Source organism: Streptomyces sp. NPDC002835 (genome assembly GCF_053591995.1).
In genome coordinates, this window is sequence record NZ_JBSFUW010000004.1 from 1 (window position 1) to 22,904 (window position 22,904).

A 22,904-nucleotide genomic window follows, 5' to 3' on the forward strand; every position below is an offset into this window, starting at 1 on the left:
TACGCTCGCGATCCCGGCGTCCCGGCAGGCACGGGCAACGCGGACAGCGATTTCGCCACGGTTGGCGATGAGCACCTTGCGCACGATGGCTCCCTCCTTGAAACAAGCTGAGTTTAGGGACTGCCGACACGGCCTTTCGACCCGTCCCCATTGGTGAGCTTGCCCACACGGAGCGTGATTCGAGGCTCGCTCGAGCGCGAAATCCCTTGTCGCACCACGGTACGACGGGTTCCTCTCCCGCACAGTAGCCCTCTGGTGTGGTCAAGGTCTCTGTCTTTGAACGCAGCGGGCCAGAGCGTTTCTTTGTGGAGTCCCTACGAATGGCCCAATGATTCTTTGCCGGCCGACCGGGCGTGCCCAATCCCTTGCCCCCGCGTTTACCGGTCAGTAGCCTCGCCGCTGTCGTACGTACTTCCGGTACACACAGGGTTGGGGGCGCCGTGGTGCGCAGACCGGTGGCCGTGGTGGCTGCGCTTGTCCTGCTGGCGGAGGCCGTCGGCATCGTCGTGCTCAACGGCATCATGGCCACGTTCGTGGACGCCCAGCGGATGTCGCTCGACGGCCTCGACACGGATGTCATGGTGACCGCGACCTGGGGGCTGGGCATAGGGACCGGGCTGCTGCTCGCCCTCGCCGGCGTGCTGCTGCTGGTCGTGGCGGTACGGGACCGGGCGCCCGGCCGCTTCACCCGGGTCCTGCTCATCGGCCTCGCCGTCGTGCACGGCGTGCTCGGCGCGCTGACGGTGGGTCTGGTCGGCTGGAACGCCTTCGCGTTCATGATGGTGGTGCTGGGGCTGCTGGTGGCGTCGCTGATCGTGTACGGCAGGGAGCGGCCGGCGGACGAGCCGGAGGCGCCGGCGGGTCCGGCCGATCCTGCCGGTCCGGCTGTGGGCGGGGTGGCGTCGCCCGCGTGAGGCGTCTTACGCCTCCTGCTCGGCCCAGAGGTCGGTGATCGAGAAGCCCAGCTCCGCCAGGAGCCGGCGCAGCAGCGGCAGCGACAGGCCGATGACGTTGCCGGGGTCGCCGTCGATGCCGTCGATGAACGGCGCGGAGCGCCCGTCGAGGGTGAACGCGCCCGCGACGTGCAGAGGTTCGCCGCTCGCGACGTACGCGGCGACCTCGGCGTCCGACGGCTCGCCGAACCGCACCGTCGTCGACGCGGTCGCCGACGCGCGGCGGCCGGTCGCCGTGTCGATCACACAGTGCCCGGTCTGCAGGACGCCCGCCCTGCCGCGCATCGCCTTCCAACGGGCGGTCGCCTCCTCGGCGTCGGCGGGCTTGCCGAGCGCCTCGCCGTCGAGCTCCAGTACGGAGTCGCACCCGATCAGCAGCGCACCGGCGGCCTCCGGACGGGCGGCGACCGCCGCGGCCTTCGCCTCCGCGAGGACGAGCGCGAGCTCGGAGGGCGTGGGCGCGGTGAGAGCGTCCTCGTCGACGCCGCTGACGATCACCTCGGGTGCGAGACCGGCCTGCCGCAGCAGGTTCAGCCGGGCGGGGGAGGCGGAGGCGAGCACGAGACGAGTCATGCGGCCCATCGTAAACGGGCGCCTTCCGCCGCCGAGTTTTCTGGCCCCCGGGCCCCTTTTTGAGTACGCGTACTCAGGCGCGCGGGGCCGTGCGCCAGCACCATCGAAGGCATGCTGTGGTCCGACCCGGAGAACGAGCCGCCGAAGGAACTCCGCGACATGCAGACGATGCTGCGGCGCGCGGGGCTGTTGCTGGCGCTGGCGATGGTGGTGGCGATGTTCGCGGCGGGGTTGCGGTGACGCGGGGGCGGGGCGGGGACTGTTCCCCTCCCCGCCCCCGCCCCTTCCCGCCGTACCGGATGTGCGGCTCCGCCGCGTGACGGGGCGCAGCCCCGGACCCGGTGCCGCCCTCCGGGCGGTGAGTCCGTGGCTCCGCCCCAGGTCCCGTGCCGCTGGGTGGGCGGGCCCGGGCGAAGCCCGGGCCCGGTACCGCGCTCCGCGCGCTGGCCTCAATCTACGGTCTGGCGGCCGTGGGAGGTGCCCCCAGGCCGGGCCGGCGTTGCCCGGACCCGTACCGCGCTCCGCGCGGTGGCGGTGTCAGACCGGCCAGTAGCTGCGGGCCCATGCCCGGGGGCCCGGGAGGGGGCGCGTGGTGCGGGCGATGCGGGCCGGGTCGGACCAGCCCTCGGGCGGGTGGGGGCCGTCCGTCGCGCTGCCCTCGATCGCCGCCGCGCGGGCCTGGACCACTGCCAGGGCGGCGGCCAGCTCCTCGGGGGTCGGGTTTCCTCGTACGACCTTGATCATCGTCTGGCCCTTCCTCGTGCGTAGGAGCTCTACAGGGGGATGTTCCCGTGCTTCTTCGGCGGCAGACTCTCGCGCTTGGTGCGGAGCTGCCGCAGGCCCTTCACCAGCTGGGCGCGGGTCTCGGACGGCATGATCACCGCGTCGATGTAGCCGCGCTCGGCCGCCGTGTACGGGTTGAGCAGGGCGTCCTCGTACTCCTGGATGAGCCGGGCCCGCGTCGCCTCCTGCTCCTCCGCGCCCTCGACGGCGGCGATGGTGCGGCGGTGCAGGATGTTCACCGCGCCCTGCGCGCCCATGACCGCGATCTGAGCGGTCGGCCAGGCCAGGTTCAGGTCGGCGCCGAGGTGCTTGGAGCCCATGACGTCGTACGCGCCGCCGAACGCCTTGCGGGTGATGACGGTGATCAGCGGGACCGTCGCCTCGGCGTAGGCGTAGATCAGCTTGGCGCCGCGGCGGATGATGCCGCCGTACTCCTGGTCGACGCCCGGCAGGAAGCCGGGGACGTCGACGAAGGTCAGCACGGGGACGTTGAACGCGTCGCAGGTGCGGACGAAGCGCGCGGCCTTCTCGGAGGCGTTGATGTCCAGGCAGCCGGCGAACTGCATCGGCTGGTTGGCGACGATGCCGACCGGGTAGCCCTCTACGCGGCCGAAGCCGGTGACGATGTTCGGCGCGAACAGCGCCTGCGTCTCGAGGAACTCGCCCTCGTCGAGGACGTGCTCGATGACGGTGCGGATGTCGTACGGCTGGTTCGCCGAGTCCGGGATGAGCGTGTCCAGCTCGCGGTCCTCGTCGCTGACCGCGATGTCCGCCTCCTCGGGGAAGGACGGCGGCTCGGAGAGGTTGTTGGACGGCAGGTACGACAGCAGGGACTTGACGTACTCGATGGCGTCCTTCTCGTCGCCCGACATGTGATGCGCGACACCGGAGGTGGTGTTGTGCGTGCGGGCGCCGCCCAGCTCCTCGAAGCCGACGTCCTCGCCGGTGACGGTCTTGATGACGTCGGGGCCCGTGATGAACATGTGCGAGGTCTGGTCGACCATCACCGTGAAGTCGGTGATCGCGGGGGAGTACACCGCGCCGCCCGCGCACGGGCCGACGACCAGCGAGATCTGCGGGATGACGCCGGAGGCGTGGGTGTTGCGGCGGAAGATCTCGCCGTACATGCCCAGCGCGCTGACGCCTTCCTGGATACGTGCGCCGCCGGAGTCGTTGATGCCGATGACCGGGCAGCCCGTCTTCAGCGCGAAGTCCATCACCTTGATGATCTTCTGTCCGAATACCTCGCCGAGAGCGCCGCCGAAGACGGTGAAGTCCTGCGAGAAGACGGCGACCGGGCGGCCGTCGACCGTGCCGTAGCCGGTGACGACACCGTCCCCGTACGGGCGCGTCTTCTCCAGCCCGAAGTTGGTCGAACGGTGCCTGGCGAACTCGTCGAGTTCGACGAACGAGTCCTCGTCCAGGAGCAGCGCGATGCGCTCCCGGGCCGTCAACTTGCCTTTGGCGTGCTGCTTTTCCACTGCCCGCGCGGAGCCGGCGTGCGTCGCCTCTTCGATACGGCGCTGAAGATCCGCGATCTTTCCCGCGGTGGTGTGGCTGCTCGGGTTCTGCGAGAGGGCGGTTTCCGGCTCGGACATCGGGATGCGGCTCCCTGGCTGGTCACGGGGACGGCTAACGGGGACTGGACTCAAGGGGACGGTTGACGATCGTTTGCTACTGGCTCGTAGCGTATCGGCGCCGATACGGTTCGGCAGTGCGGCGTTTGCCACACCTACGCTGGCTTGCATGACGCCTCCGAATGCGCCCGAGAGCCGCTGGTCCGACCTCGACCGGCCGCCTCTGAACATCGCCGCCCTGCGCCGCGGCGTCGTCGTGCCCGGTGGTCTGTGGACCTCCCTGGACGTGGTGACGGCCACCGGTTCCACCAACTCCGACCTGGCGGCACGGGCCGCCTCCCTGCCCGAGGGAGCCGTGCTGATCGCCGAGGAGCAGACCTCGGGGCGGGGCCGGCTGGACCGCGCCTGGACCGCGCCCGCCCGCTCCGGCCTCTTCTTCTCCGTACTCCTGCGGCCCGGCCCCGACGTGCCCGTGACCCGCTGGGGCTGGCTGCCGCTGCTCGCCGGCGTCGCCGCCGCGAGCGGACTCGCACGGGCCGCCGGCGTCGACATGTCCCTCAAATGGCCCAACGACCTGCTGGTGACCGTGGACGGTGAGGAACGCAAGACCGGCGGCATCCTGCTGGAGCGTGCCGGGGACGACGCGGTGGTGCTCGGCCTCGGCATCAATGTGTCGCTGCGCGCCGACGAGCTGCCCGTCCCCGGGGCGGGATCGCTGGGCCTAGCGAACGCCGTGTCCACCGACCGGGACCCGCTGCTGCGGGCCGTGCTGCGCTCGCTGGAGAAGTGGTACACCGACTGGCGCACCGTCGTCGGCGACCCGTCGGCCTGCGGACTCCAGGAGGCGTACGTGGCGGGCTGCGCCACCCTGGGCCGCCGGGTGCGTGCCGAACTGCCCGGCGGCACGGCCGTGACCGGCGAGGCGGTCGCGCTGGACGGCGACGGCAGGCTGGTGCTGGTCACCGAGAGCGGGGAACGGCAGCCCGTGAGCGCGGGCGACATCGTTCACCTGCGGCCGGCGGGCTGACGGACGCCGGGCGTACGCGGACTCGAACCTCCTTCGCCGCCGGGACGTGAGCTGGGGCACACCTGCCGTATCGTTGAGGCGATCGCGCGACAGATCGGCAGGGCATTGCGCAGGGAACGGGCAGGAGGCGGCTGGTGACCGTCGACGACACCACTTCCGGCGCGGGCGCGCAGCCGCCGTCGGACGGCTCTTCCGGCGCGTCCGCCGCTTCGTCGGGGCAGGGCGCTTCGGGCTTTGGCTCCGGCTCGGGGTCCGGCGGGTCTTCCGGGGCGGTGCATCCGACGCCCCACCACGAGGTCGACCACACGGCGGAGCCGTCCGACGACCCGCTGGCCATCCGCCTCGAACAGCTGATCCTCGGCGCCGAGCGCCGCTACACCGCCTTCCAGGCCGCCCGTACCGCCGGCGTCTCCATGGAGCTCGCCGCCCGCTTCTGGCGGGCCATGGGCTTCGCCGACATCGGGCAGGCGAAGGCCCTCACCGAGGCGGACGTGCTCGCCCTGCGGCGGCTGGCCGGTCTGGTGGAGGCGGGCCTGCTCAGTGAGCCGATGGCCGTCCAGGTCGCCCGCTCCACCGGGCAGACCACCGCCCGGCTCGCCGACTGGCAGATCGACTCCTTCCTGGAAGGGCTGACCGAACCGCCGGAGCCCGGCATGACCCGCACCGAGGTCACCTATCCGCTGGTCGAGCTGCTGCTGCCCGAACTCGAGGAGTTCCTGGTCTACGTCTGGCGGCGGCAGCTCGCGGCCGCGACCGGCCGGGTCGTGCAGGCCGCGGACGACGAGGAAATGGTCGACCGCCGCCTCGCCGTCGCCTTCGCCGACCTCGTCGGCTTCACCCGGCTGACCCGCCGGCTGGAGGAGGAGGAGCTCGGCGAGCTCGTCGAGTCCTTCGAGACCACCTGCGCGGACCTGGTCGCCGCGCACAGCGGCCGGCTGATCAAGACCCTCGGCGACGAGGTCCTGTACGCGGCGGACGACGCCGGCACGGCGGCGGAGATCGCGCTCCGGCTCATCGAGACGATGACCGACGACGAGACGATGCCCGCCCTGCGGGTGGGGATCGCCTTCGGGACGGTCACGACCCGGATGGGCGACGTCTTCGGTACGACGGTGAACCTGGCGAGCCGGCTGACGTCGATAGCGCCGAAGGACGCGCTCCTGGTGGACGGGGCGTTCGCCGAGGAACTGATCCGCACCGGCGACGCGCCGGCCTCCGAGGCGGAGGCGGCGGAGGAAGCGGCCAAGGCGGAGAAGGAGGGCCGCGAGGTGCCGACGTACCGCTTCGCGCTCCAGCCGATGTGGCAGCGGCCGGTGCGGGGGCTTGGCGTGGTGGAGCCGTGGCTCCTGACGCGGCGACCGTCCTGAGCGCGTGCGGTCGCGCCTGCGGCGGGCTTGTTCCCCTACCCTCCCCTGCGGCCTGGCGGCCGCGGGGGGACCCCCACCTTCCCGTAACTGGGCTCTGCCCGGACCCGCGCCTCAAACGCCGACGGGGCTGGGTGTGGCCGGTCTCGTCGGGGCTCCGCCCCGAACCCCGCGCCTCAAACGCCGGCGAGGCTTGAGTTGCCCGGTTCCGGGGTCCGGGGCCTGCCCCGGTTCGGGAAGGGGAGGGTAGGGGAACAGCCCCGCGCAGCGGCACCCGTACCCGTTTCCGCCACCCCGCATATGATCCCGTGAACCATCGTTAACCGGGAGGGTGTCTCATGTCGGAGTCCGAGCAGCGGTTCGGAGAATTCGTCGCCATCCGCAAGCACGCCCACGGCCACGTCGCCGAGCTCGTCCTCGACCGCCCCAAGGCCATGAACGCCGTCTCCACGGAGATGGCGCGCTCCATCCGGGCCGCCTGTGACGCGCTCGCGGCGGACCCGGAGGTGCGGGTGGGGGTGCTCAGTTCCACCAGTGAGCGGGCCTTCTGCGTCGGCGCCGACCTGAAGGAGCGCAACTCCTTCACGGACGCCGACCTGTCGCGCCAGCGGCCGACCACCCGCGGTGCGTACACCGGGGTGCTGGAGCTGCCGATGCCGACCGTCGCCGCCGTGCACGGCTTCGCGCTCGGCGGGGGCTTCGAGCTGGCGCTGTCGTGCGACGTGATCGTCGCCGACGCGACCGCGGTCGTCGGTCTGCCCGAGGTGTCCGTCGGCGTGATCCCCGGCGGCGGCGGCACGCAGCTGCTGCCGCGCAGGGTCGGGGCCGCCCGCGCCGCGGAGCTCGTCTTCACGGCGCGGCGCGTGGAGGCCGCGGAGGCAAGGGAGTTGGGGCTGGTCGACGTACTCGCGGAGGACGCCCGTACCGAGGCGCTCGCGCTCGCCGCCCGGATGGCCGCGAACTCGCCGGTGGGGCTGCGGAACGCGAAGAAGGCCATGCGGCTCGGGCACGGGCTGGACCTGCGCGCCGGGCTGGAGGTCGAGGACGCGGCATGGCGGGCGACGGCGTTCTCCGGGGACCGGGCGGAGGGCGTCGCCGCGTTCAACGAGAAGCGGAAGCCGCAGTGGCCCGGCGAGTGAGCGAGTGAGCGAGTCCACGGCGACGGCGGCGGCCCGGGTCCGCGACCCGGGCCCCTTCAACTGATCAAATCGGTGGAAACCTCCCTAAGCTGGGTGGATGGCTGTGGATGGGCGGTTGCGAGCCGTGGTGGCGCTGGCGCAGGCGATGGCCGCGGCTCAGACGCCGCGTGAGTCCTGGCGGGCGGCGGCCGTCGGGGCCTGCGGCGCGCTCGCCGGGTCGTTCGCGGCGCTGTCCGTGTGGGAACGGGAGCGCGGACGGCTGCGGGTGCTGGTGAACGCGGGCGAACGCGCGCCGGAGGAAGAGGAGTTCCCCGAGTCGGAGGCGTACCCGGTGAATCGTTTCCCCGAGATCACCGAGTTCCTCCACGAACGCTGGGCCGGCGGCGGTGAGCCGGAGGCCTGGGTGGAGACGGCGGCGGGCCCCGCGACGCCCGGGCACGGCTACTGCCGCCAGGGGGTACCTCCCACGGACGCAGTCCTGTGGGGGAGGGTCGCCGCGCTGCGCCGCCGCGGCCGGGGCTGCTGCGTCGTCGCGCCGATCGTGCTGCACGGCAGGGCGTGGGGGGAGCTGTACGTGGCCCGGCCGGAGTCGGCGGCGGTGTTCGACCGGGAGGACGCCGACTTCGCGACCGTGCTGGCGTCCGTCGTGGCGGCCGGTATCGCGCAGACCGAGCGGCTCGAGGAGGTCCGCAGGCTCGCGTTCACCGACCCCCTCACCGGCCTCGCCAACCGCCGCGCGGTCGACACCCGGCTCGACGAGGCGCTGGAGCGGCACCGGGCGGACGGCGCGGTCGTCGGCCTGGTGGTCTGCGACGTCAACGGGCTGAAGCGGGTGAACGACACCCAGGGGCACGCGGTCGGCGACCGGCTGCTGGAGCGGTTCGGCTCCGTCCTGTCGCTGTGCGGGGCGATGCTGCCGGGCACGCTGGCGGCCCGGCTCGGCGGTGACGAGTTCTGTCTGGTCACGGTGGGCCCTTCGGCCGACGAGGTGGTCGACGTCGCCGGGCAACTGTGCGTCCGGGCGAAGGACTTGGAGCTGGGGGAGGGCGTCGCCTGCGGCGTCGCGTCGACGGGCGACCCGATCGGCGAGGTGCGCTCGGCCCGGCGGCTCTTCCGGCTGGCGGACGCGGCCCAGTACCGGGCCAAGGCGGCACGCTCCCCGCAGCCGGTGGTGGCCGGCCGGGACGGCACGGTGATGCGGCTCGCCGACTCGCCGCCGCGGTCCCCGCAGGACCGCCGCCGCTTCCGGGACGCCCGCCCGGAGGAGGTGCAGGAGGAGCCGTGGAGCGAGCCCTGACGGCCCCGTGGCCCGGTACCGGCCGGTAAGGGGCCAACATGCCCGCCGGTGGTGACAGGTTTGGATTCAATCCGTACGCTGCTGAATATGGATATGCAAACAGTCGTGGTGGGGACGTCCGGTACCACCGCCGATGACGTCATCGCCGTGGCCCGCCACGGCGCCCGTATCGAGCTCTCCGGCGAGGCCCTCGCCGCCCTCGCCGAGGCCCGCGCCGTCGTGGACGCGCTGGCCGCCAGGCCCGAGCCCGTGTACGGCGTCTCCACCGGATTCGGCGCCCTCGCCACCCGCCACATCAGCCCCGAACTCCGCGCCCAGCTCCAGCGCAACATCGTGCGCTCGCACGCCGCCGGCATGGGACCGCGCGTAGAGCGCGAGGTCGTCCGCGCGCTGATGTTCCTCCGCCTGAAGACCGTCTGCTCCGGCCGCACCGGCGTACGCCCCGAGGTCGCGCAGACCATGGCCGACGTGCTCAACGCGGGCATCACGCCCGTCGTCCACGAGTACGGCTCCCTCGGCTGCTCCGGCGACCTCGCCCCGCTGTCCCACTGTGCGCTCGCGCTCATGGGCGAGGGCGACGCCGAGGGCCCCGACGGCACCGTGCGCCCCGCGGACGAGCTGCTCGCGGAGCACGGCATCGCCCCGGTCGAGCTGCGCGAGAAGGAGGGCCTGGCCCTCCTCAACGGCACCGACGGCATGCTCGGCATGCTGGTCATGGCCCTCGCCGACCTGGAGCGCCTCTACAAGTCGGCCGACATCACCGCGGCCCTGACGCTGGAGGCCCTGCTCGGCACCGAGAAGGTCCTCGCACCGGAACTGCACGCCATCCGCCCCCACCCCGGGCAGGGCGCCTCCGCGGCGAACATGCTCGCCGTCCTGAAGGGCTCCGGGCTCACCGGCCACTTCCAGGAGGAGGCGGCGCCCCGTGTCCAGGACGCCTACTCGGTGCGCTGCGCCCCGCAGGTCGCCGGCGCCGGACGCGACACCATGGCCCACGCCCGGCTGGTCGCCGAGCGCGAGCTCGCCTCCGCCGTCGACAACCCCGTGATCCTGCCCGACGGCCGTGTCGAGTCCAACGGCAACTTCCACGGCGCTCCGGTCGCCTACGTACTGGACTTCCTCGCCATCGCCGCCGCCGACCTCGGCTCCATCGCCGAGCGCCGCACCGACCGGCTGCTCGACAAGAACCGCAGCCACGGCCTGCCGCCGTTCCTGGCGGACGACGCGGGCGTCGACTCCGGGCTGATGATCGCCCAGTACACCCAGGCCGCGCTGGTCAGCGAGCTGAAGCGGCTCGCCGTCCCGGCGTCCGCCGACTCCATCCCGTCCTCCGCCATGCAGGAGGACCATGTCTCCATGGGCTGGTCCGCCGCCCGGAAGCTGCGTACCGCCGTCGGCAACCTGAGCCGGATCATCGCCGTCGAGCTGTACGCGGCGACCCGCGCCATCGAGCTGCGCCGCCACCTCACCCCGGCCCCGGCGTCGCAGGCCGCCATCGAGGCGCTGCGCGCGGCAGGCGTCCAGGGCCCCGGCCCGGACCGCTTCCTCGCGCCCGACCTGGAGGCGGCGGACGCGTTCGTACGGGACGGGCTCCTCGTCGCCGCCGTCGAGCCGGTGACCGGCCCGCTGGCCTGACGCGCCTCCCCCTCGGCGGCCTGTGTGCTGCCGGGGGCTTCAGGCGGCGCTGGACGCGCCGCCGCGCATCGAGAAGGCGATGAAGCCGGCTCCGACGGCGAGGAACGCCGAGCCGCCGATCACGTACGGAGTGGTGTCCACGCTGCCCGTCTCGGCCAGCAGCAGCGGTTCCTGGCCGGCCTGCTGCGTCACCGCGCCGGAGGAGACCCCCGCCGGCCGTTCCGGATCCTCGGCAGTGGCGTTCGCCGAGGGAACGAACCACAGCGCGCACAGCACCGTCCCTGCGGCGATGGCGGTGAGCAGCGGTCGACGTGCGACGGACACGGAGTCGGTCCCCCTTGAGGCATCCTGGGATTGGCCGGTGGGCAGATGCTAGTGAACGCAGCGGGTCGTGGGAAAGCCGCGGGTCGCCGGCCATACGCTCCGTCGTATGACCGTCTCTGAGACATCACGGTATGTGCGGCTACGAGTGGAATTGGTGATCGAGGTCGACGACTCCGGTGCGCTGACCGGTGCGGCGCTCGAGCGGATCGCCGCCGACGAATTCATGCCCGACGCGGAGCGGACACATGCGCAGTCCGCGGTGCGGGAGGACGACGCGGAGGCCCTGGCCTATCTCGTGGACCCGTTCGACCTGATCAGCGCGGTCCCCGGGATCGAGCTGGCCCAGGCGTCCTGGAGCAGCGAGGAGATCGAGTACGACCCGGACTCCGACGACTGGCAGCTCGACGCCGACGACGACGACGATGACGACGGCGAGGTGGTGGACGGTTACGGAGACGGCCCCGACGGTTACCCGCTGCTCGACACCGGAACCGACACCGACGAGGACGGCCCGCGAGCCTGACGCGGCGCATGTGCCGCAGATCGCACAAAGCGGCGGCATGCGGCAGGCTTCGGGCCTCCGCCGGCCGGGAAGGCGAACCGGGGCCCGCTCCCTTCCGTGCCGTAGGAGCGGGGGCGACAATCGAAGAAGTGAAACCCGGACAGGTCGCCGTGCAACCGATGAGGCGGTTGGAGCGTCGATCAGTGTGGTGGGGAAGTGTGTCCGGCGGACCGGGTGTCCGCGGACGTACTCGACGTGTTGTTCCCCACATCTTTCACGGATGTGGAACCGGATGCCCTGAAATGGGGTTGTCCGTAGAGGTTGGTCAGGGGACTCGGCAGCGATGGAGAAGCGTGTGATGACGGACAGCAAGCGGCGCAGCGGCCTCAAGGTCGCATCCGCGGTGCTCGGGGGCGTGCTGGTCCTGTCGGCCTGCAGCGGCGGGGAAGACGGCAAGGACCCGGCTGCCGAGAACAACAAGACGTCACAGGCGCAGATCGACGAGGCGGCCGCCAAGGAGGTCTCGAAGGCGCGAATAGCGATCGAGCCCGAGAACGGCGCGACGAACGCGAGCATCAACAACGCGGCCAAGGTCACCGTCGCCGACGGCACCCTGACCGAGGTCACGATGACCACCAAGGACGGCACCCCGGTCGAGGGGACGCTCGCGGAGGACGGCACGAGCTGGAAGCCGGACGCCCAGCTCGAGCGCTCCACCACCTACAAGATCGCCGTCACGGCGAAGGACGCGGCCGGCCTGGAGGCGCACGAGAACGCGTCGTTCACCACCGTCTCGCCCGACAACAGCTTCATCGGCAACTTCACGCCGGAGGACGGTTCCACCGTCGGCGTCGGCATGCCGGTCTCGATCAACTTCAACAAGGCGATCACGGACCGCAAGGCCGTCCAGTCCGGGATCACCGTGACCTCCAGCAGCGGCCAGGAGGTCGTCGGCCACTGGTTCAACAGCCAGCGCCTGGACTTCCGCCCCGACCAGTACTGGGCCGAGGACTCCACCGTCACGCTCAAGCTCGCGCTGGACGGCGTCGAGGGCGCCGACGGCGTCTTCGGTGTGCAGCAGAAGACGGTCACCTTCAAGATCGGCCGCAACCAGGTCTCGACCGTCGACGCGTCCACGAAGATGATGACGATCACGCAGGACGGCCAGACGGTCAAGACCATCCCGATCTCCGCCGGCTCCCCGGAGAACCCGACGTACAACGGTCAGATGGTGATCTCCGAGAAGTTCAAGGAGACCCGGATGAACGGCGCGACGGTCGGCTTCACCGACGACGACGGCAAGGGTGAGTACGACATCAAGGACGTGCCGCACGCCATGCGGCTGTCCACGTCCGGCACCTTCATCCACGGCAACTACTGGGGCCCGGACTCGGTCTTCGGCAGCGCCAACACCAGCCACGGCTGTGTCGGCCTGAACGACGTCAAGGGCGCCGGCGACAAGAACCAGCCCGCCGCCTGGTTCTACAACAACTCGCTCATCGGCGACGTCGTCATCGTCAAGAACTCCAAGGACACCACGATCAAGCCGGACAACGGCCTGAACGGCTGGAACATGGACTGGGCGCAGTGGAAGGCCGGCTCGGCCGTCTGACCCGCTCCCCGTACGTACGGTGGCGGCACCCGCGAAGGGTGCCGCCACCGCGGTCTTCCCGCCCCCGCTCGGGCCCGCGTAAATTCCGAGCGGCCGCGGCCTCCGGGCTCGTAGCGTCCCCGTATGACCGTCACCAGCCTCCCTACGCCCCTTGCGGGGCCCGCCGTCGACGCCTGGCACGCCGTGGTCCGTGCCTCGCACGCCCACGACCTGCCCGCGCACGTGCCCCCGCCCGGCCGCGTCGAGACCGAGGGGAGGCTGCGGACGCCGTCCGTGAACTCCCGGGCCCTGCACCGGGTGGCCGTGGCCGCCGACGGCTCGTACGACGGCGTGGCGACGGCCGTGCTGTTCACCGACGAGAACAACCGGCACGCCGCCTTCCTCGACCGACTGGCCGTCCACCCACGGGCCAGACGGCGCGGCACCGGCACCCGGCTCTGGGAGGCCCTGCGCGCCGGACTCGCCGCGGACGGCCGCACATCGGTCTCCACAGCCGTCGAACTCGGTGGCCCGGGCGAGGCGTTCGCCGCCCGCCACGGCTTCGCGAACGCCCTGCCGCCGGCCTGGTACGTCCAGGACGTCCCCGCCGCGCCCGCCGCCCACCCCGCGCTGCCCGACGGATACGCCTACGCCCACTGGACCGGCGTCGTCCCGGACACGCTCGCCGACGCGTTCGCCGAGGCCCACAACGCCATGGAGGACGCGCCGACGGGCGACGTGGCCCTGAGCGCCCCCAGGTGGGACGCCGCCCGGGTACGGGCAGCGGCCCGCGTGATCGGTGACCGCGGCGGCGTCCTGCTCTCCGCGGCGGTCCTCCACACCGCGGCCGGCGCCGACACCGTCGCCGCCTACACCGAACTGGTCCTGCGCGACCCCTCCGACGTCCGCGCCCTCCAGTACGACACGGTCGTGCTCCCCGCCCATCGCGGCCGCGGCCTCGGCCTGGCCGTCAAACGCCACATGACATCCGTGCTGACCGACCGGTGTCCCGACGTCCGGCAGATCGCCACGACCGTCGCCGCCGAGAACGGCCCCATGCTCGCCGTCAACGACCGGCTGGGCTATGTGCGCGAGCGCGGCATCGGCTACTTCCACGCGACGCTGTGAGGCCCGGTGACCGTCGCCCGGCGGTCGTTTCGCCCCCGGCGCAACCGGGGGTGCTGCCCGGGTGGGCCGGGCGCTTCTAGGCTGGGGCGATGAGCAGTGACGAGGCGAACCGAGACCGTGTCGTTCCCCTGCGCCCGGCCGTGGCGCCCGCGGCGGGCCGCGGCGGCAGGGAGCCGTTGTGGCGGCACGTCGTCGGGGGTGTGCTGCGGCGGGAGCGGCTGGCGCAGGAGCGCACGCTCAAGGACGTGGCCGACGCCGCCCGGATCTCCGTCCCGTACCTCTCCGAGCTTGAACGCGGCCGCAAGGAGGCCTCCTCCGAGGTCCTCGCCGCGGCCGCGCACGCGCTCGGCTACGGGCTCGCCGACCTGCTCGCCCTGACCCATCGCGAGCTCGTCCGCCCGGCCCGCGTCACCACGGTCCGTTCCACCACGGTCCGTTCCACCACGGTCCGCTCCACGACCGTCCGTTCGGCCGCGCTGCCGGGGGACGTGCGTCTCGCGGCGTGACGGCGGGTCAGGCCGGGCCCGGGGCCCGGCGGCTCAGGACCTCGTCCGCGAGGCCGTACGCCACGGCCTCGTGGGCCGTGAACACCTTGTCCCGGTCCATGTCGGCACGCAGGGCCGCCACCTCGTGGTGCGTGTGCCGGGACAGCACCTCCTCCACCTGGGAGCGGATCCGCAGCATCTCCTTGGCCTGCAGGCTGAGGTCGGAGACCGTGCCCTGGCGGCCGGCGCTCACCGGCTGCCCGAGCAGCACCCGCGCGTGCTCGAGGACGAACCGCCGTCCCGGGTCCCCGCCGGCCAGCAGCACCGCCGCCGTCGAGGCCGCCTGGCCGACGCAGAAGGTCGAGATCGGCGCACGCACGAACGACATCGTGTCGTAGATCGCCATCAGCGAAGTGAACGAGCCGCCGGGCGAGTTGAGGTAGATCGCGATCTCCGTGTCCGGGCTCGACGACTCCAGGTGGAGCAGCTGGGCGATGACGACGTTCGCCACACCGTCGTCGATCTCCGTGCCCAGAAAGATGATCCGCTCGGACAGCAGCCGGCTGAAGACGTCGTAGGACCGTTCGCCCTGCGGGGTGCGCTCGACGACGTTCGGGATCGTGTACTGGCCCATGTCAGCTTCCCAGCCCGATACGCCGGGCCGGTCCGGCCGGCCGCACGTCCGCCAGCGACTCGACGACGTGGTCGACCATGCCGTACTCCTTCGCCTGCGCGGCCGTGAACCACCGGTCGCGGTCGCCGTCGCGGGAGATCGTCTCCTCGCTCCGGCCGGTGTGCTCCGCGGTGATCCGCTCGACGGCCTTCTTCGTGAACTCCAGGTTCTCGGCCTGGATCGCGATGTCCGCGGCCGTGCCACCGATACCGGCGGACGGCTGGTGCATCATGATCCGCGCGTTCGGGAGCGCGAAGCGCTTGCCCGCCGTGCCGACGGTGAGCAGGAACTGCCCCATGCTCGCGGCGAAGCCCATCGCGAGCGTCGACACGTCGTTCGGGATCAGCCGCATCGTGTCGTAGATCGCCAGCCCGGCCGTCACCGAGCCGCCGGGGCTGTTGATGTAGAGGCTGATGTCGCTCCTCGGGTCCTCGGCCGACAGCAGCAGCAACTGTGCGCAGACCCGGTTCGCGGACACCTCGTCGACCTGCGTCCCGAGGAACACGATCCGCTGCGCCAGCAGCTGGGCGGCCAGATGGTCGTCGAACCGCGACGGGGGCGTGTCCTCGTCGGCGGCCCGCGGGAACGGCTCGTACGGATGCGGGGCGAGCGGTGGCATCGGGGCCTCCTCGTGGTGGTCCGCGACGACGGCCCGCCGCGGTCCTCACACTGTCCGGCCGCCGCTGCCGCTCTGTCAGAAACCTCTGCCCGCAGCAGATTCGCTACGGGCAGAGGCCCTGCTCAGACGGTCGGCCCGCCCGCGCGCAGCTCCAGCCGCTCGCCCGTGAAACGGCCGCACAGGCGCCGGTCGTGCGAGACGACGACCACCGCGCCCCCGTACGCCTCCAGCGCCTGCTCCACCTCCTCCATCAGACCGGGCGCCATGTGGTTGGTCGGCTCGTCGAGGACGAGCAGATCGGCCGGCGCGGACACCAGACGCGCCAGCTCCAGACGCCGCTGCTGCCCGACGGACAGATCGGCCACCGGCACGTCGAGGTCCTCCGCACGGAACAGCCCGAGTCCGAGCAGCTCGTCCGCGTACTCCTCCGGCAGGCCGCGGCGGCCCGCCGCGTACGCCGACAGCAGCGGTCCGCGCGGCCGCCCGGCCGGCAGCTCCTGCGCCAGATACCCGATCCTGAGCCGTTCCTGGTGGCGCACCGTCCCCGCGTCGGGGCGCAGTTCACCGGCGAGTACGCGCAACAGCGTCGTCTTGCCCGCCCCGTTGGGACCGGTCACCAGCAGCCGCTGCCCCGACTCCACGCGCAGGGAGTCCAGCCGCAGCCGCTCGCCCACGGCGACGTCCGTCAGCTCGGCGAGCAGCCCCGCACGGCCCGCCGTGACCGGCCGTGCGGCGAACCGCAGCGGCGGGGCGGGCGCGGCGACCGGCTCACGTTCCAGGCGTTCCAGACGCTGTCGCGCCGCCCTGATCCGGCCCGACAGCTTCGCCTCGTGGGAGCGGCGGTGCTTGCCGAAGCCCTGCCGCGGGTCCTTCCCCGTGGCCGTGAGCCGCTGACCCGACGACTCCACCAGCTCGCGGGTACGGGCGAGTTCGCCGAGCCACTCCTCGTACCGCTGCTCCCGGCGGCGGCGCGCCGCGGCGTGCGCCGCACGGTGGCCCGCCCAGCCGTCGTTGTGCCGGCGCACCGTACGGGTGTCGTGGTCGACCTCCAGGACGGTGGTCGCGACCCGTTCGAGGAACGCCCGGTCGTGGGTGACGGCCACCACCGTGCCGCGGTGGCCGCGCAGCCGGTCCTCCAGCCACTCGGCGGCCTGCCGGTCGAGATGGTTCGTCGGCTCGTCGAGCAGCAGCAGCTCCGGTGAGGCGGCCAGCACGCCCGCCAGGGCCAGCCGCGACTGCTCACCGCCGGAGAGCGTACGCAGGCTTCGCCACCGTCCGATCCCGGCGAGGCCGAGACCGTGCAGGGTGGCGTCGACGCGGGCGTCGGCCTCGTAGCCGCCGCGTTCCTCGAAGGCCGTGAGCAGTTCGCCGTACGCGGCGAGGCCGTCGTCGTCCGCGTCGGCGAGCCGTGCCTCCGCCTGCCGCAACCGCCGTTCGATTCCGCGCAGTTCGGCGAGCGCGGCGTCGACGACGTCCTGCACCGTGTGCTCGGGGCCGAGCCCGAACGTCCGGTCCAGGGTCTGGGCGAGATGCCCGGTGCCGCCGGGAGCGGCGACGGTGATCTCGCCGGTGTCGGGCGTCTCGCCGGCGATCAGCCGCAGCAGCGTCGACTTCCCCGAGCCGTTCTCGCCGATGACACCGGCACGCTCACCGGGCCGCACGGTCAGCGACACCTGTTCGAGGACCGCACGGCCCTGATACGCCTTCGATACGTCCTTCATGGTCAGTTGGGCCATGGCCGATGGGGCGCGTTCACGCATGTTCTTTCCCTGAGGACTGCGGACCCGCCCAGGGCGTGCGGGCGCACCACTGCGCCTGCGGGCACGCCGGAACGGGGCCGGGGTTCTGTCGGACGGGCGGAAAAGAGGGACGTCAGCGGAGTCCTACGACTCGCACGCCGCGTCCGCGCCCGGAATCAGAGAAAGAAGTAGTGCAGATGGGAACCCATGCCGCCCAGTGTGCCATGTCCACCGTCCGGAACGGGGTGGACCGGGGCGGCCCCGGTCACCGACGATCACGGCATGACCTCGTCATCCGCCGCCTCTGCAGCCACCTCCGCGCCGTCGTCGTTCCTGATCCTCCACGGCTGGCAGAACCGCAGGCCGCCGGGGCACTGGCAGTACTGGCTGGCCGGTGAACTGACCGCCCGCGGCCACGCCGTCGGCTACCCGCAACTGCCGGACCCGGACAGCCCGGACCTGGAGGTCTGGCTGGAGCGCCTGCACACCCTCCTCGGCGCGGAACCGGAGGGCGCCGGCCGGGAGCGGGTCGTCGTCTGCCACAGCCTCGCCGTGCTGCTGTGGCTGCACGCGGCCGCGCGCGGCGGCGTACGCGCCGACCGGGTCCTGCTCGTCGCACCGCCGTCCCTCGACGTGATCGCGGGGCACCCGGAGGTCGCCGGTTTCGCCCGCCTCCAGGTCGCAGGGGAGCGGGTCCGGGCGGCCGCCGCGGTCACACGGCTCGTGGCCGGGGACGACGACCCCTACTGCCCGGGCGGCGCGGAGCGGCACTTCGGCCGCCCCCTCGGCCTCGACACCGACGTCGTCCCGGGCGGCGCGCACCTCGACCTCGAAGCCGGATACGGTGCCTGGCCGTCCGTCCTGACCTGGTGCCTGACCCCGGGCGAACCGCTCACCGGCCGCGCCGTCGCCTGACGCCGCGGGCCCGCCTCAGCCGGTCCTCACGGCCCAGGCCGGGCACGAGACCCCCGTGCCGCCGGCGCCGCAGTAGCCCGCCGGATTCCGGTCCAGATACTGCTGGTGGTACGCCCGTGCCGGATAGAACGGGTGCTCCCCGGACGGCAGGATCTCCGTCGTGATCGGCCCGTACCCGGAGGCGGACAGGGCCTTCTGGTACGCGTCGCGGGACGCCTCTGCGGCGGCGGCCTGGGCCGGGGTGCGGGTGAAGAGGAGCGACCTGACGTAGGTGCCGATGTCGTTGCCCTGGCGGAAACCCTGCGTGGGATCGTGCGACTCCCAGAACAGCCTGAGCAGATCGTCGTACGACACCTTCGCCGGGTCGAACACCACGCGGACGGTCTCCGCGTGCCCGGTCAGCCCGGTCCGGATCTCGTCGTCCACCGGGTTCGGGGTGTGCCCGCCCTGGAAGCCGGTCACGGTGGTCCAGACGCCGAACGTCTGCCAGAACCGGCGCTCCGCGCCCCAGAAGCAGCCGAGGGCGAACTCGGCGACCTCCAGCCCCGCCGGCCAGGGCCCCTGCAGCGGAGTCCCCAGCACGGCATGGCGCTCCGGCACCTCGTACGCGAGCTCCGGGCGCCCCGGCGGGGCCTCCTCGGGCGTGGGCAGACGCAGATCCCGGCCTCTGGCGAACAGCATGGGGCCCTCGTTCCCTGTGACGGTGTACGTTCCCGGCCCTTCCATTGTCCCGGCGACCCCCGCCCGGCAACACCCGCAGACCGGCCGTCCTCGGTGGGAACAGGAGCGGTGCCGTCGCCCGGCCGGTGTCGGTTCGCTTGTCCTGCCGGTCCGGACTCCTTCGGACCGTACGAGCTCCACCCGGACGCGCAGCGGGCGACCGCCCTGATCAGTACCCCGAGGGGTGGTCGGACAGCCAGGCGGAGTGCCGGTCGCGCATCCGTTGCCGTTCCTCCGAGGTGGCGAGGACGACGTCCGCGCCTCCGTCGTACGGATGGTGGATACGAGTGAGCTCGGTGTCCGCGACGAAGATGCCCGGGAGAGCCTCGTCCGCGGCGGCGCGGAGCAGCTCGTCGAGGCAGCCGCGCTGCCAGGGGCGGCGGTCGGCGTAGAAGTACCAGCGTGTGTGGAAGTCCGGATCCGGATCGTCGGTGTCGTCCAACGTGGTCCACAGCGTGCCCTGCGGATGAAGGGCACGGCGGTGGTCCGACCAGTGCGTCGGCTCGGAGGGATGGGACCAGTCGGTCGTCACCATGTACACCTCGCCGCCCGCGAACAGCTCGTCCAGGACCGTGTTGTAGCAGTCGAGGAGGACGGCGTACTCCGCTTCGTTCTCCGAGTAGCGCTTCGACGCCGGCAGGCTGTGAAAGCGCACCCAACGGTCGGCGTACGCCGTCTTCAGGTAGAGGGGAGCAGCGGCCCGGCAGGTGTGCGGTCCTGCCAGAGCCTGGTCAAACGCTCATGTGCGGGGTCGGCCGACGGTGCGGTCACTCTCCGGGCGCCTTCGCCACCCCGATCGGGCACGAGACCCCCGTGCCGCCGATGCCGCAGTAGCCCGCCGGGTTCTTGTCGAGGTACTGCTGGTGGTACGCCTCCGCCGGGTAGAACGGGCGGTCGGCCGCCGGAAGGATCTCCGTGGTGATCGTGCCGTAGCCCGAGCCGGTCAGGACCTTCTGGTACGCGTCGCGGGACGCCTTCGCCGCGGCGGCCTGCCCGGGGGAGTGGGTGTGGATCGCCGAACGGTACTGCGTGCCCACGTCGTTGCCCTGGCGGAAGCCCTGGGTCGGGTTGTGGGACTCCCAGAAGATCTTCAGCAGCGTCTCGTACGAGACGACCGACGGGTCGAAGACGACGCGGACCGCCTCCGTGTGGCCGGTCAGGCCCGAGCAGGCCTCCTCGTACGTCGGGTTCTCGGTGTATCCGCCCTGGTAGCCGACGAGGGTCGTCCATACGCCCCGGGTCTGCCAGAACTTCCGCTCGGCGCCCCAGAAGCAGCCCATCGCGAAGTCCGCGGTCTCCAGGTGGGCGGGGTACGGGCCGAGCAGCGGGTTGCCGAGGACCGTGTGGCGGTCGGGCACGGTGAAGGACGGGTCCGGGCGGCCCTTGAGGGCCTGCTCGGGGGTGGGCAGCACGGGCGTACGGCCGAAGAGCATGGCTGGTTCTCCTTCACGGTGACGGCACCGGGAAGAACGTCCCGGCGCCGTCCGGAATTCCGCGCCGGGCCCCGCCGCGCGAGCGGGCCCCGGCCGCGCTGTCAGTGCGGCAGGGTCGCCGGGCTGCCGCCGCTCGCCTCGTAGCCGGCGACCGCCAGGGCGCGGTAGACCGCGTACGCCGCGGCCGGGTCGGGCTCGGTCGTCCAGGGCAGCGCGCCGACGTGCCCGTCGACCCGTACGAGCTGGTGCATCGCCTCGGTCCACCGCTCGGAGTTGACCAGGAACACGATGAGCAGGTGGCGCACGTGCGGGAGCATCGGGTCGTCGGGGCGGGCGGAGTGCACCGCGTACAGCGCGCCCTCGATCGCCTTGGTGACCACCGCGCTCTGGTAGAAGGACCGCACGAGGTTCACCTCGGGCAGGTGCTCGTACACCGCGAAGAGCGGGAGGGCGGCGAGCAGCGATCCGTGCGGGGCGCGCGCCGCGGCGGTGGTGGCGAAGTGGTCCGCCTCCGCGCGGGAGCCGTGCCACTTCTCGCACAGGTGGTGCAGCGCGGCGAGATGGGCGCCCATGTGCTCGGGCGCGCGGTCGATGACCTTGGCCCAGAGCTGGTCGAACTGCTCGGGGCCGTAGCCCAGTCCGCGGGCGACGGCCAGCTCGGTGATGTACGGGACCGGGTCGCCGGGGGCGAGGAGCGCGGCCTCGCCGCAGACCTTCCTGGCCTCCTCGAGGATGATCCGGAACTCGTCGGAGCCCACGTCGGCGGTGCGCCACGCCTGCTGGACGAGGAACTCGGCGTGCACCTGCGCCGCCCCCGCGTCCTTCGGGGCCTCCGCGCGCCAGCTGCGCAGCCATGCGCCGCCGACGCCGGGCTGCTGCGCGAGTTCGAGGGAGGCGGCGCCGGCGAACGCCTGGACGCGCTGCCAGCGCTGCTCGCCCTCCTTGGGCGTGCCGGCGAGCAGCTGCGCCGCCGCCTTCCACTCCTGGGTGCGCTGGACGAGCTCCAGCACGTCGAGGAGGTCCTGGTCCGGCCCGGGGGTCCGGACGTCCAGCTCCTCCTGGCGCACGAAGCCGTACGTCTCCGGGTCGGCGGCGTCCGGCGAACCGGGCCGTGCGAGCTGGACGCGGTTGCGGCGGCTCCGGAGGAAGGGGCCGAGGACCACGACCAGCATGCACAGCGCGATCAGGAACCAGAGAATCTCCATGGGCCCATTGTCCAGGACGCATCCGGAGAGCTGCCACGGCCCGCCCCGTACGGGACTACGCTCGGGTGCCATGAGCGACCACAGCTTCCACAGCTTCGAGACCCGCGCCATCCATGCGGGCAACACGGCGGATCCGCAGACCGGCGCGGTCGTCCCGCCCATCTACCAGGTGTCCACCTACAAGCAGGACGGCGTGGGCGGCCTGCGCGGCGGCTACGAGTACAGCCGCAGCGCCAATCCCACGCGTACCGCACTGGAGGAGAACCTCGCCGCGATCGAGGGCGGACAGCGGGGCCTCGCCTTCGCGTCCGGGCTCGCGGCGGAGGACTGCCTGCTGCGGACACTGCTGCGGCCCGGCGACCACGTGGTGATCCCCAACGACGCCTACGGCGGCACCTTCCGGCTCTTCGCCAAGGTGGTCGAGCGCTGGGGCGTGGACTTCTCCGTGGCGAACACCTCCGACCCGGCGGCGGTGCGGGCCTCGATCACCGACCGTACGAAGGTGATCTGGGTCGAGACGCCGTCGAACCCGCTGCTCGGCATCACCGACATCGCGGCCGTCGCCGACATCGCGCGCACGGCGGGCGCCAAGCTCGTCGTCGACAACACCTTCGCCAGTCCGTACCTTCAGCAGCCGATCGCGCTCGGCGCGGACATCGTCGTGCACTCGCTGACCAAGTACATGGGCGGTCACTCGGACGTCGTGGGTGGCGGGCTGATCGCCGCCGACGCCGGTCTCGGCGAGGAACTGGCGTACCACCAGAACGCGATGGGCGCGGTCGCCGGGCCGTTCGACGCGTGGCTGGTGCTGCGCGGCATCAAGACGCTGCCGGTCCGGATGGACCGGCACAGCGAGAACGCGACCCGGGTCGCGGAGATGCTGACCAAGCACGCGAAGGTCACCGAGGTCCTCTACCCGGGCCTGCCGGAACACCCCGGGCACGAGATCGCGGCGAAGCAGATGCGGTCCTTCGGCGGCATGGTCTCGTTCCGCGTCCAGGGCGGCGAGCAGGCGGCGGTGGAGGTCTGCAACCGGGCGAAGCTCTTCACGCTGGGCGAGTCGCTGGGCGGTGTCGAGTCGCTGATCGAGCACCCGGGCCGGATGACGCACGCGTCCGTCGTGGGCTCCGCACTGGAGGTGCCGGGCGACCTGGTCCGGCTGTCCGTGGGCATCGAGGCGGCGGACGACCTGCTGGCGGATCTTCAGCAGGCGCTGGGCTGA

General features: G+C 72.4%; 25 protein-coding genes. 13 read left to right on the forward strand and 12 right to left on the reverse strand.

Annotated elements, in window-relative coordinates; translation table 11 throughout:
• Window positions 1–84 (reverse strand): biotin carboxylase N-terminal domain-containing protein (locus ACWD01_RS05600; protein ID WP_355335748.1); only part of this gene is annotated, 84 nt, incomplete at its 3' end.
• A gap of 380 nt (window positions 85–464) precedes the next feature.
• Here ACWD01_RS05600 and ACWD01_RS05605 point away from each other — a divergent pair.
• The gene (locus ACWD01_RS05605; protein WP_451158395.1) at window positions 465–914 is read left to right on the forward strand and encodes a hypothetical protein; all 450 of its coding nucleotides are present in this window, start codon (window positions 465–467) and stop codon (window positions 912–914) included.
• A gap of 6 nt (window positions 915–920) precedes the next feature.
• On the opposite strand, the gene ACWD01_RS05610 is transcribed toward ACWD01_RS05605, so the two are convergent.
• Window positions 921–1,535 carry a nucleoside triphosphate pyrophosphatase gene (locus ACWD01_RS05610; protein WP_451158397.1) on the reverse strand — a complete coding sequence of 205 codons (615 nt, stop codon included), beginning with the start codon at window positions 1,533–1,535 and terminating at the stop codon, window positions 921–923.
• Window positions 1,536–1,637: 102 nt separating this feature from the next.
• On the opposite strand from ACWD01_RS05610, the gene mmpB reads away from it, so the two are divergent.
• Window positions 1,638–1,766, forward strand: coding sequence for a morphogenic membrane protein MmpB (mmpB, locus tag ACWD01_RS05615; RefSeq protein WP_451158399.1), 129 nt, complete (start codon window positions 1,638–1,640; stop codon window positions 1,764–1,766).
• Window positions 1,767–2,063: 297 nt separating this feature from the next.
• Here mmpB and ACWD01_RS05620 read toward each other — a convergent pair whose 3' ends face one another.
• Together ACWD01_RS05620 and ACWD01_RS05625 are read right to left on the reverse strand one after the other, a co-directional pair.
• The gene (locus tag ACWD01_RS05620) at window positions 2,064–2,270 is read right to left on the reverse strand and encodes an acyl-CoA carboxylase epsilon subunit (protein ID WP_451158401.1); all 207 of its coding nucleotides are present in this window, start codon (window positions 2,268–2,270) and stop codon (window positions 2,064–2,066) included.
• A 29-nt stretch (window positions 2,271–2,299) separates the two neighbouring features.
• On the reverse strand, window positions 2,300–3,907 hold the full coding sequence (locus ACWD01_RS05625; RefSeq protein ID WP_356897108.1) for an acyl-CoA carboxylase subunit beta: 1,608 nt from the start codon (window positions 3,905–3,907) through the stop codon (window positions 2,300–2,302).
• 148 nt (window positions 3,908–4,055) lie between these two features.
• On the opposite strand from ACWD01_RS05625, the gene ACWD01_RS05630 reads away from it, so the two are divergent.
• The 5 genes from ACWD01_RS05630 to hutH all read left to right on the forward strand — a co-directional run bounded on the left by ACWD01_RS05630 (window position 4,056) and on the right by hutH (window position 10,348).
• Window positions 4,056–4,913: a biotin--[acetyl-CoA-carboxylase] ligase gene (locus ACWD01_RS05630; protein ID WP_451158403.1), complete on the forward strand. Its 858-nt coding sequence runs from the start codon at window positions 4,056–4,058 to the stop codon at window positions 4,911–4,913.
• 134 nt (window positions 4,914–5,047) lie between these two features.
• Complete coding sequence (locus ACWD01_RS05635; protein ID WP_451158405.1) at window positions 5,048–6,280, forward strand: adenylate/guanylate cyclase domain-containing protein; 1,233 nt, start codon at window positions 5,048–5,050, stop codon at window positions 6,278–6,280.
• Between the two features lie 335 nt (window positions 6,281–6,615).
• Window positions 6,616–7,416: an enoyl-CoA hydratase/isomerase family protein gene (locus tag ACWD01_RS05640; protein WP_451158407.1), complete on the forward strand. Its 801-nt coding sequence runs from the start codon at window positions 6,616–6,618 to the stop codon at window positions 7,414–7,416.
• Between the two features lie 97 nt (window positions 7,417–7,513).
• On the forward strand, window positions 7,514–8,713 hold the full coding sequence (locus ACWD01_RS05645) for a diguanylate cyclase domain-containing protein (RefSeq protein ID WP_451158409.1): 1,200 nt from the start codon (window positions 7,514–7,516) through the stop codon (window positions 8,711–8,713).
• Between the two features lie 93 nt (window positions 8,714–8,806).
• Entirely contained in the window at window positions 8,807–10,348 is a 1,542-nt protein-coding gene (gene hutH / locus ACWD01_RS05650) for a histidine ammonia-lyase (protein ID WP_451158861.1), read from the forward strand.
• A 39-nt stretch (window positions 10,349–10,387) separates the two neighbouring features.
• Here hutH and ACWD01_RS05655 read toward each other — a convergent pair whose 3' ends face one another.
• Window positions 10,388–10,672: an LAETG motif-containing sortase-dependent surface protein gene (locus ACWD01_RS05655; protein ID WP_451158411.1), complete on the reverse strand. Its 285-nt coding sequence runs from the start codon at window positions 10,670–10,672 to the stop codon at window positions 10,388–10,390.
• 106 nt (window positions 10,673–10,778) lie between these two features.
• Between ACWD01_RS05655 and ACWD01_RS05660 the strand changes: the two genes are divergently transcribed.
• The 4 genes from ACWD01_RS05660 to ACWD01_RS05675 all read left to right on the forward strand — a co-directional run bounded on the left by ACWD01_RS05660 (window position 10,779) and on the right by ACWD01_RS05675 (window position 14,399).
• Window positions 10,779–11,195, forward strand: coding sequence for a hypothetical protein (locus ACWD01_RS05660; protein ID WP_451158413.1), 417 nt, complete (start codon window positions 10,779–10,781; stop codon window positions 11,193–11,195).
• A 322-nt stretch (window positions 11,196–11,517) separates the two neighbouring features.
• On the forward strand, window positions 11,518–12,786 hold the full coding sequence (locus ACWD01_RS05665; RefSeq protein ID WP_451158415.1) for a L,D-transpeptidase: 1,269 nt from the start codon (window positions 11,518–11,520) through the stop codon (window positions 12,784–12,786).
• A 123-nt stretch (window positions 12,787–12,909) separates the two neighbouring features.
• Entirely contained in the window at window positions 12,910–13,893 is a 984-nt protein-coding gene (locus tag ACWD01_RS05670; RefSeq protein WP_451158417.1) for a GNAT family N-acetyltransferase, read from the forward strand.
• An 89-nt stretch (window positions 13,894–13,982) separates the two neighbouring features.
• A complete protein-coding gene (locus ACWD01_RS05675; RefSeq protein ID WP_451158419.1) occupies window positions 13,983–14,399 on the forward strand; it encodes a helix-turn-helix domain-containing protein in 417 nt (138 codons plus the stop codon).
• A gap of 7 nt (window positions 14,400–14,406) precedes the next feature.
• On the opposite strand, the gene ACWD01_RS05680 is transcribed toward ACWD01_RS05675, so the two are convergent.
• From ACWD01_RS05680 to abc-f, 3 genes are all read right to left on the reverse strand, one after another.
• Window positions 14,407–15,012 (reverse strand): ClpP family protease, encoded by a 606-nt coding sequence (locus ACWD01_RS05680; protein WP_451158421.1) that lies wholly within the window; start codon window positions 15,010–15,012, stop codon window positions 14,407–14,409.
• A 1-nt stretch (window position 15,013) separates the two neighbouring features.
• Complete coding sequence (locus ACWD01_RS05685) at window positions 15,014–15,670, reverse strand: ClpP family protease (RefSeq protein WP_451158423.1); 657 nt, start codon at window positions 15,668–15,670, stop codon at window positions 15,014–15,016.
• Window positions 15,671–15,792: 122 nt separating this feature from the next.
• On the reverse strand, window positions 15,793–17,430 hold the full coding sequence (abc-f, locus tag ACWD01_RS05690; protein ID WP_451158425.1) for a ribosomal protection-like ABC-F family protein: 1,638 nt from the start codon (window positions 17,428–17,430) through the stop codon (window positions 15,793–15,795).
• A 261-nt stretch (window positions 17,431–17,691) separates the two neighbouring features.
• Here abc-f and ACWD01_RS05695 point away from each other — a divergent pair, with 261 nt between their 5' ends.
• The gene (locus ACWD01_RS05695; RefSeq protein WP_451158427.1) at window positions 17,692–18,324 is read left to right on the forward strand and encodes an RBBP9/YdeN family alpha/beta hydrolase; all 633 of its coding nucleotides are present in this window, start codon (window positions 17,692–17,694) and stop codon (window positions 18,322–18,324) included.
• Between the two features lie 15 nt (window positions 18,325–18,339).
• On the opposite strand, the gene msrA (ACWD01_RS05700) is transcribed toward ACWD01_RS05695, so the two are convergent.
• The 4 genes from msrA (ACWD01_RS05700) to ACWD01_RS05715 all read right to left on the reverse strand — a co-directional run bounded on the left by msrA (ACWD01_RS05700) (window position 18,340) and on the right by ACWD01_RS05715 (window position 21,682).
• Window positions 18,340–19,005 carry a peptide-methionine (S)-S-oxide reductase MsrA gene (gene msrA / locus ACWD01_RS05700; RefSeq protein WP_451158429.1) on the reverse strand — a complete coding sequence of 222 codons (666 nt, stop codon included), beginning with the start codon at window positions 19,003–19,005 and terminating at the stop codon, window positions 18,340–18,342.
• A 208-nt stretch (window positions 19,006–19,213) separates the two neighbouring features.
• Window positions 19,214–19,699: a DUF3885 domain-containing protein gene (locus ACWD01_RS05705; protein ID WP_451158431.1), complete on the reverse strand. Its 486-nt coding sequence runs from the start codon at window positions 19,697–19,699 to the stop codon at window positions 19,214–19,216.
• Between the two features lie 112 nt (window positions 19,700–19,811).
• Window positions 19,812–20,477 (reverse strand): peptide-methionine (S)-S-oxide reductase MsrA, encoded by a 666-nt coding sequence (gene msrA, locus ACWD01_RS05710; protein WP_451158433.1) that lies wholly within the window; start codon window positions 20,475–20,477, stop codon window positions 19,812–19,814.
• Between the two features lie 101 nt (window positions 20,478–20,578).
• Window positions 20,579–21,682 (reverse strand): hypothetical protein, encoded by a 1,104-nt coding sequence (locus tag ACWD01_RS05715; RefSeq protein ID WP_451158435.1) that lies wholly within the window; start codon window positions 21,680–21,682, stop codon window positions 20,579–20,581.
• Window positions 21,683–21,752: 70 nt separating this feature from the next.
• On the opposite strand from ACWD01_RS05715, the gene ACWD01_RS05720 reads away from it, so the two are divergent.
• Entirely contained in the window at window positions 21,753–22,904 is a 1,152-nt protein-coding gene (locus ACWD01_RS05720; protein ID WP_451158437.1) for a cystathionine gamma-synthase, read from the forward strand.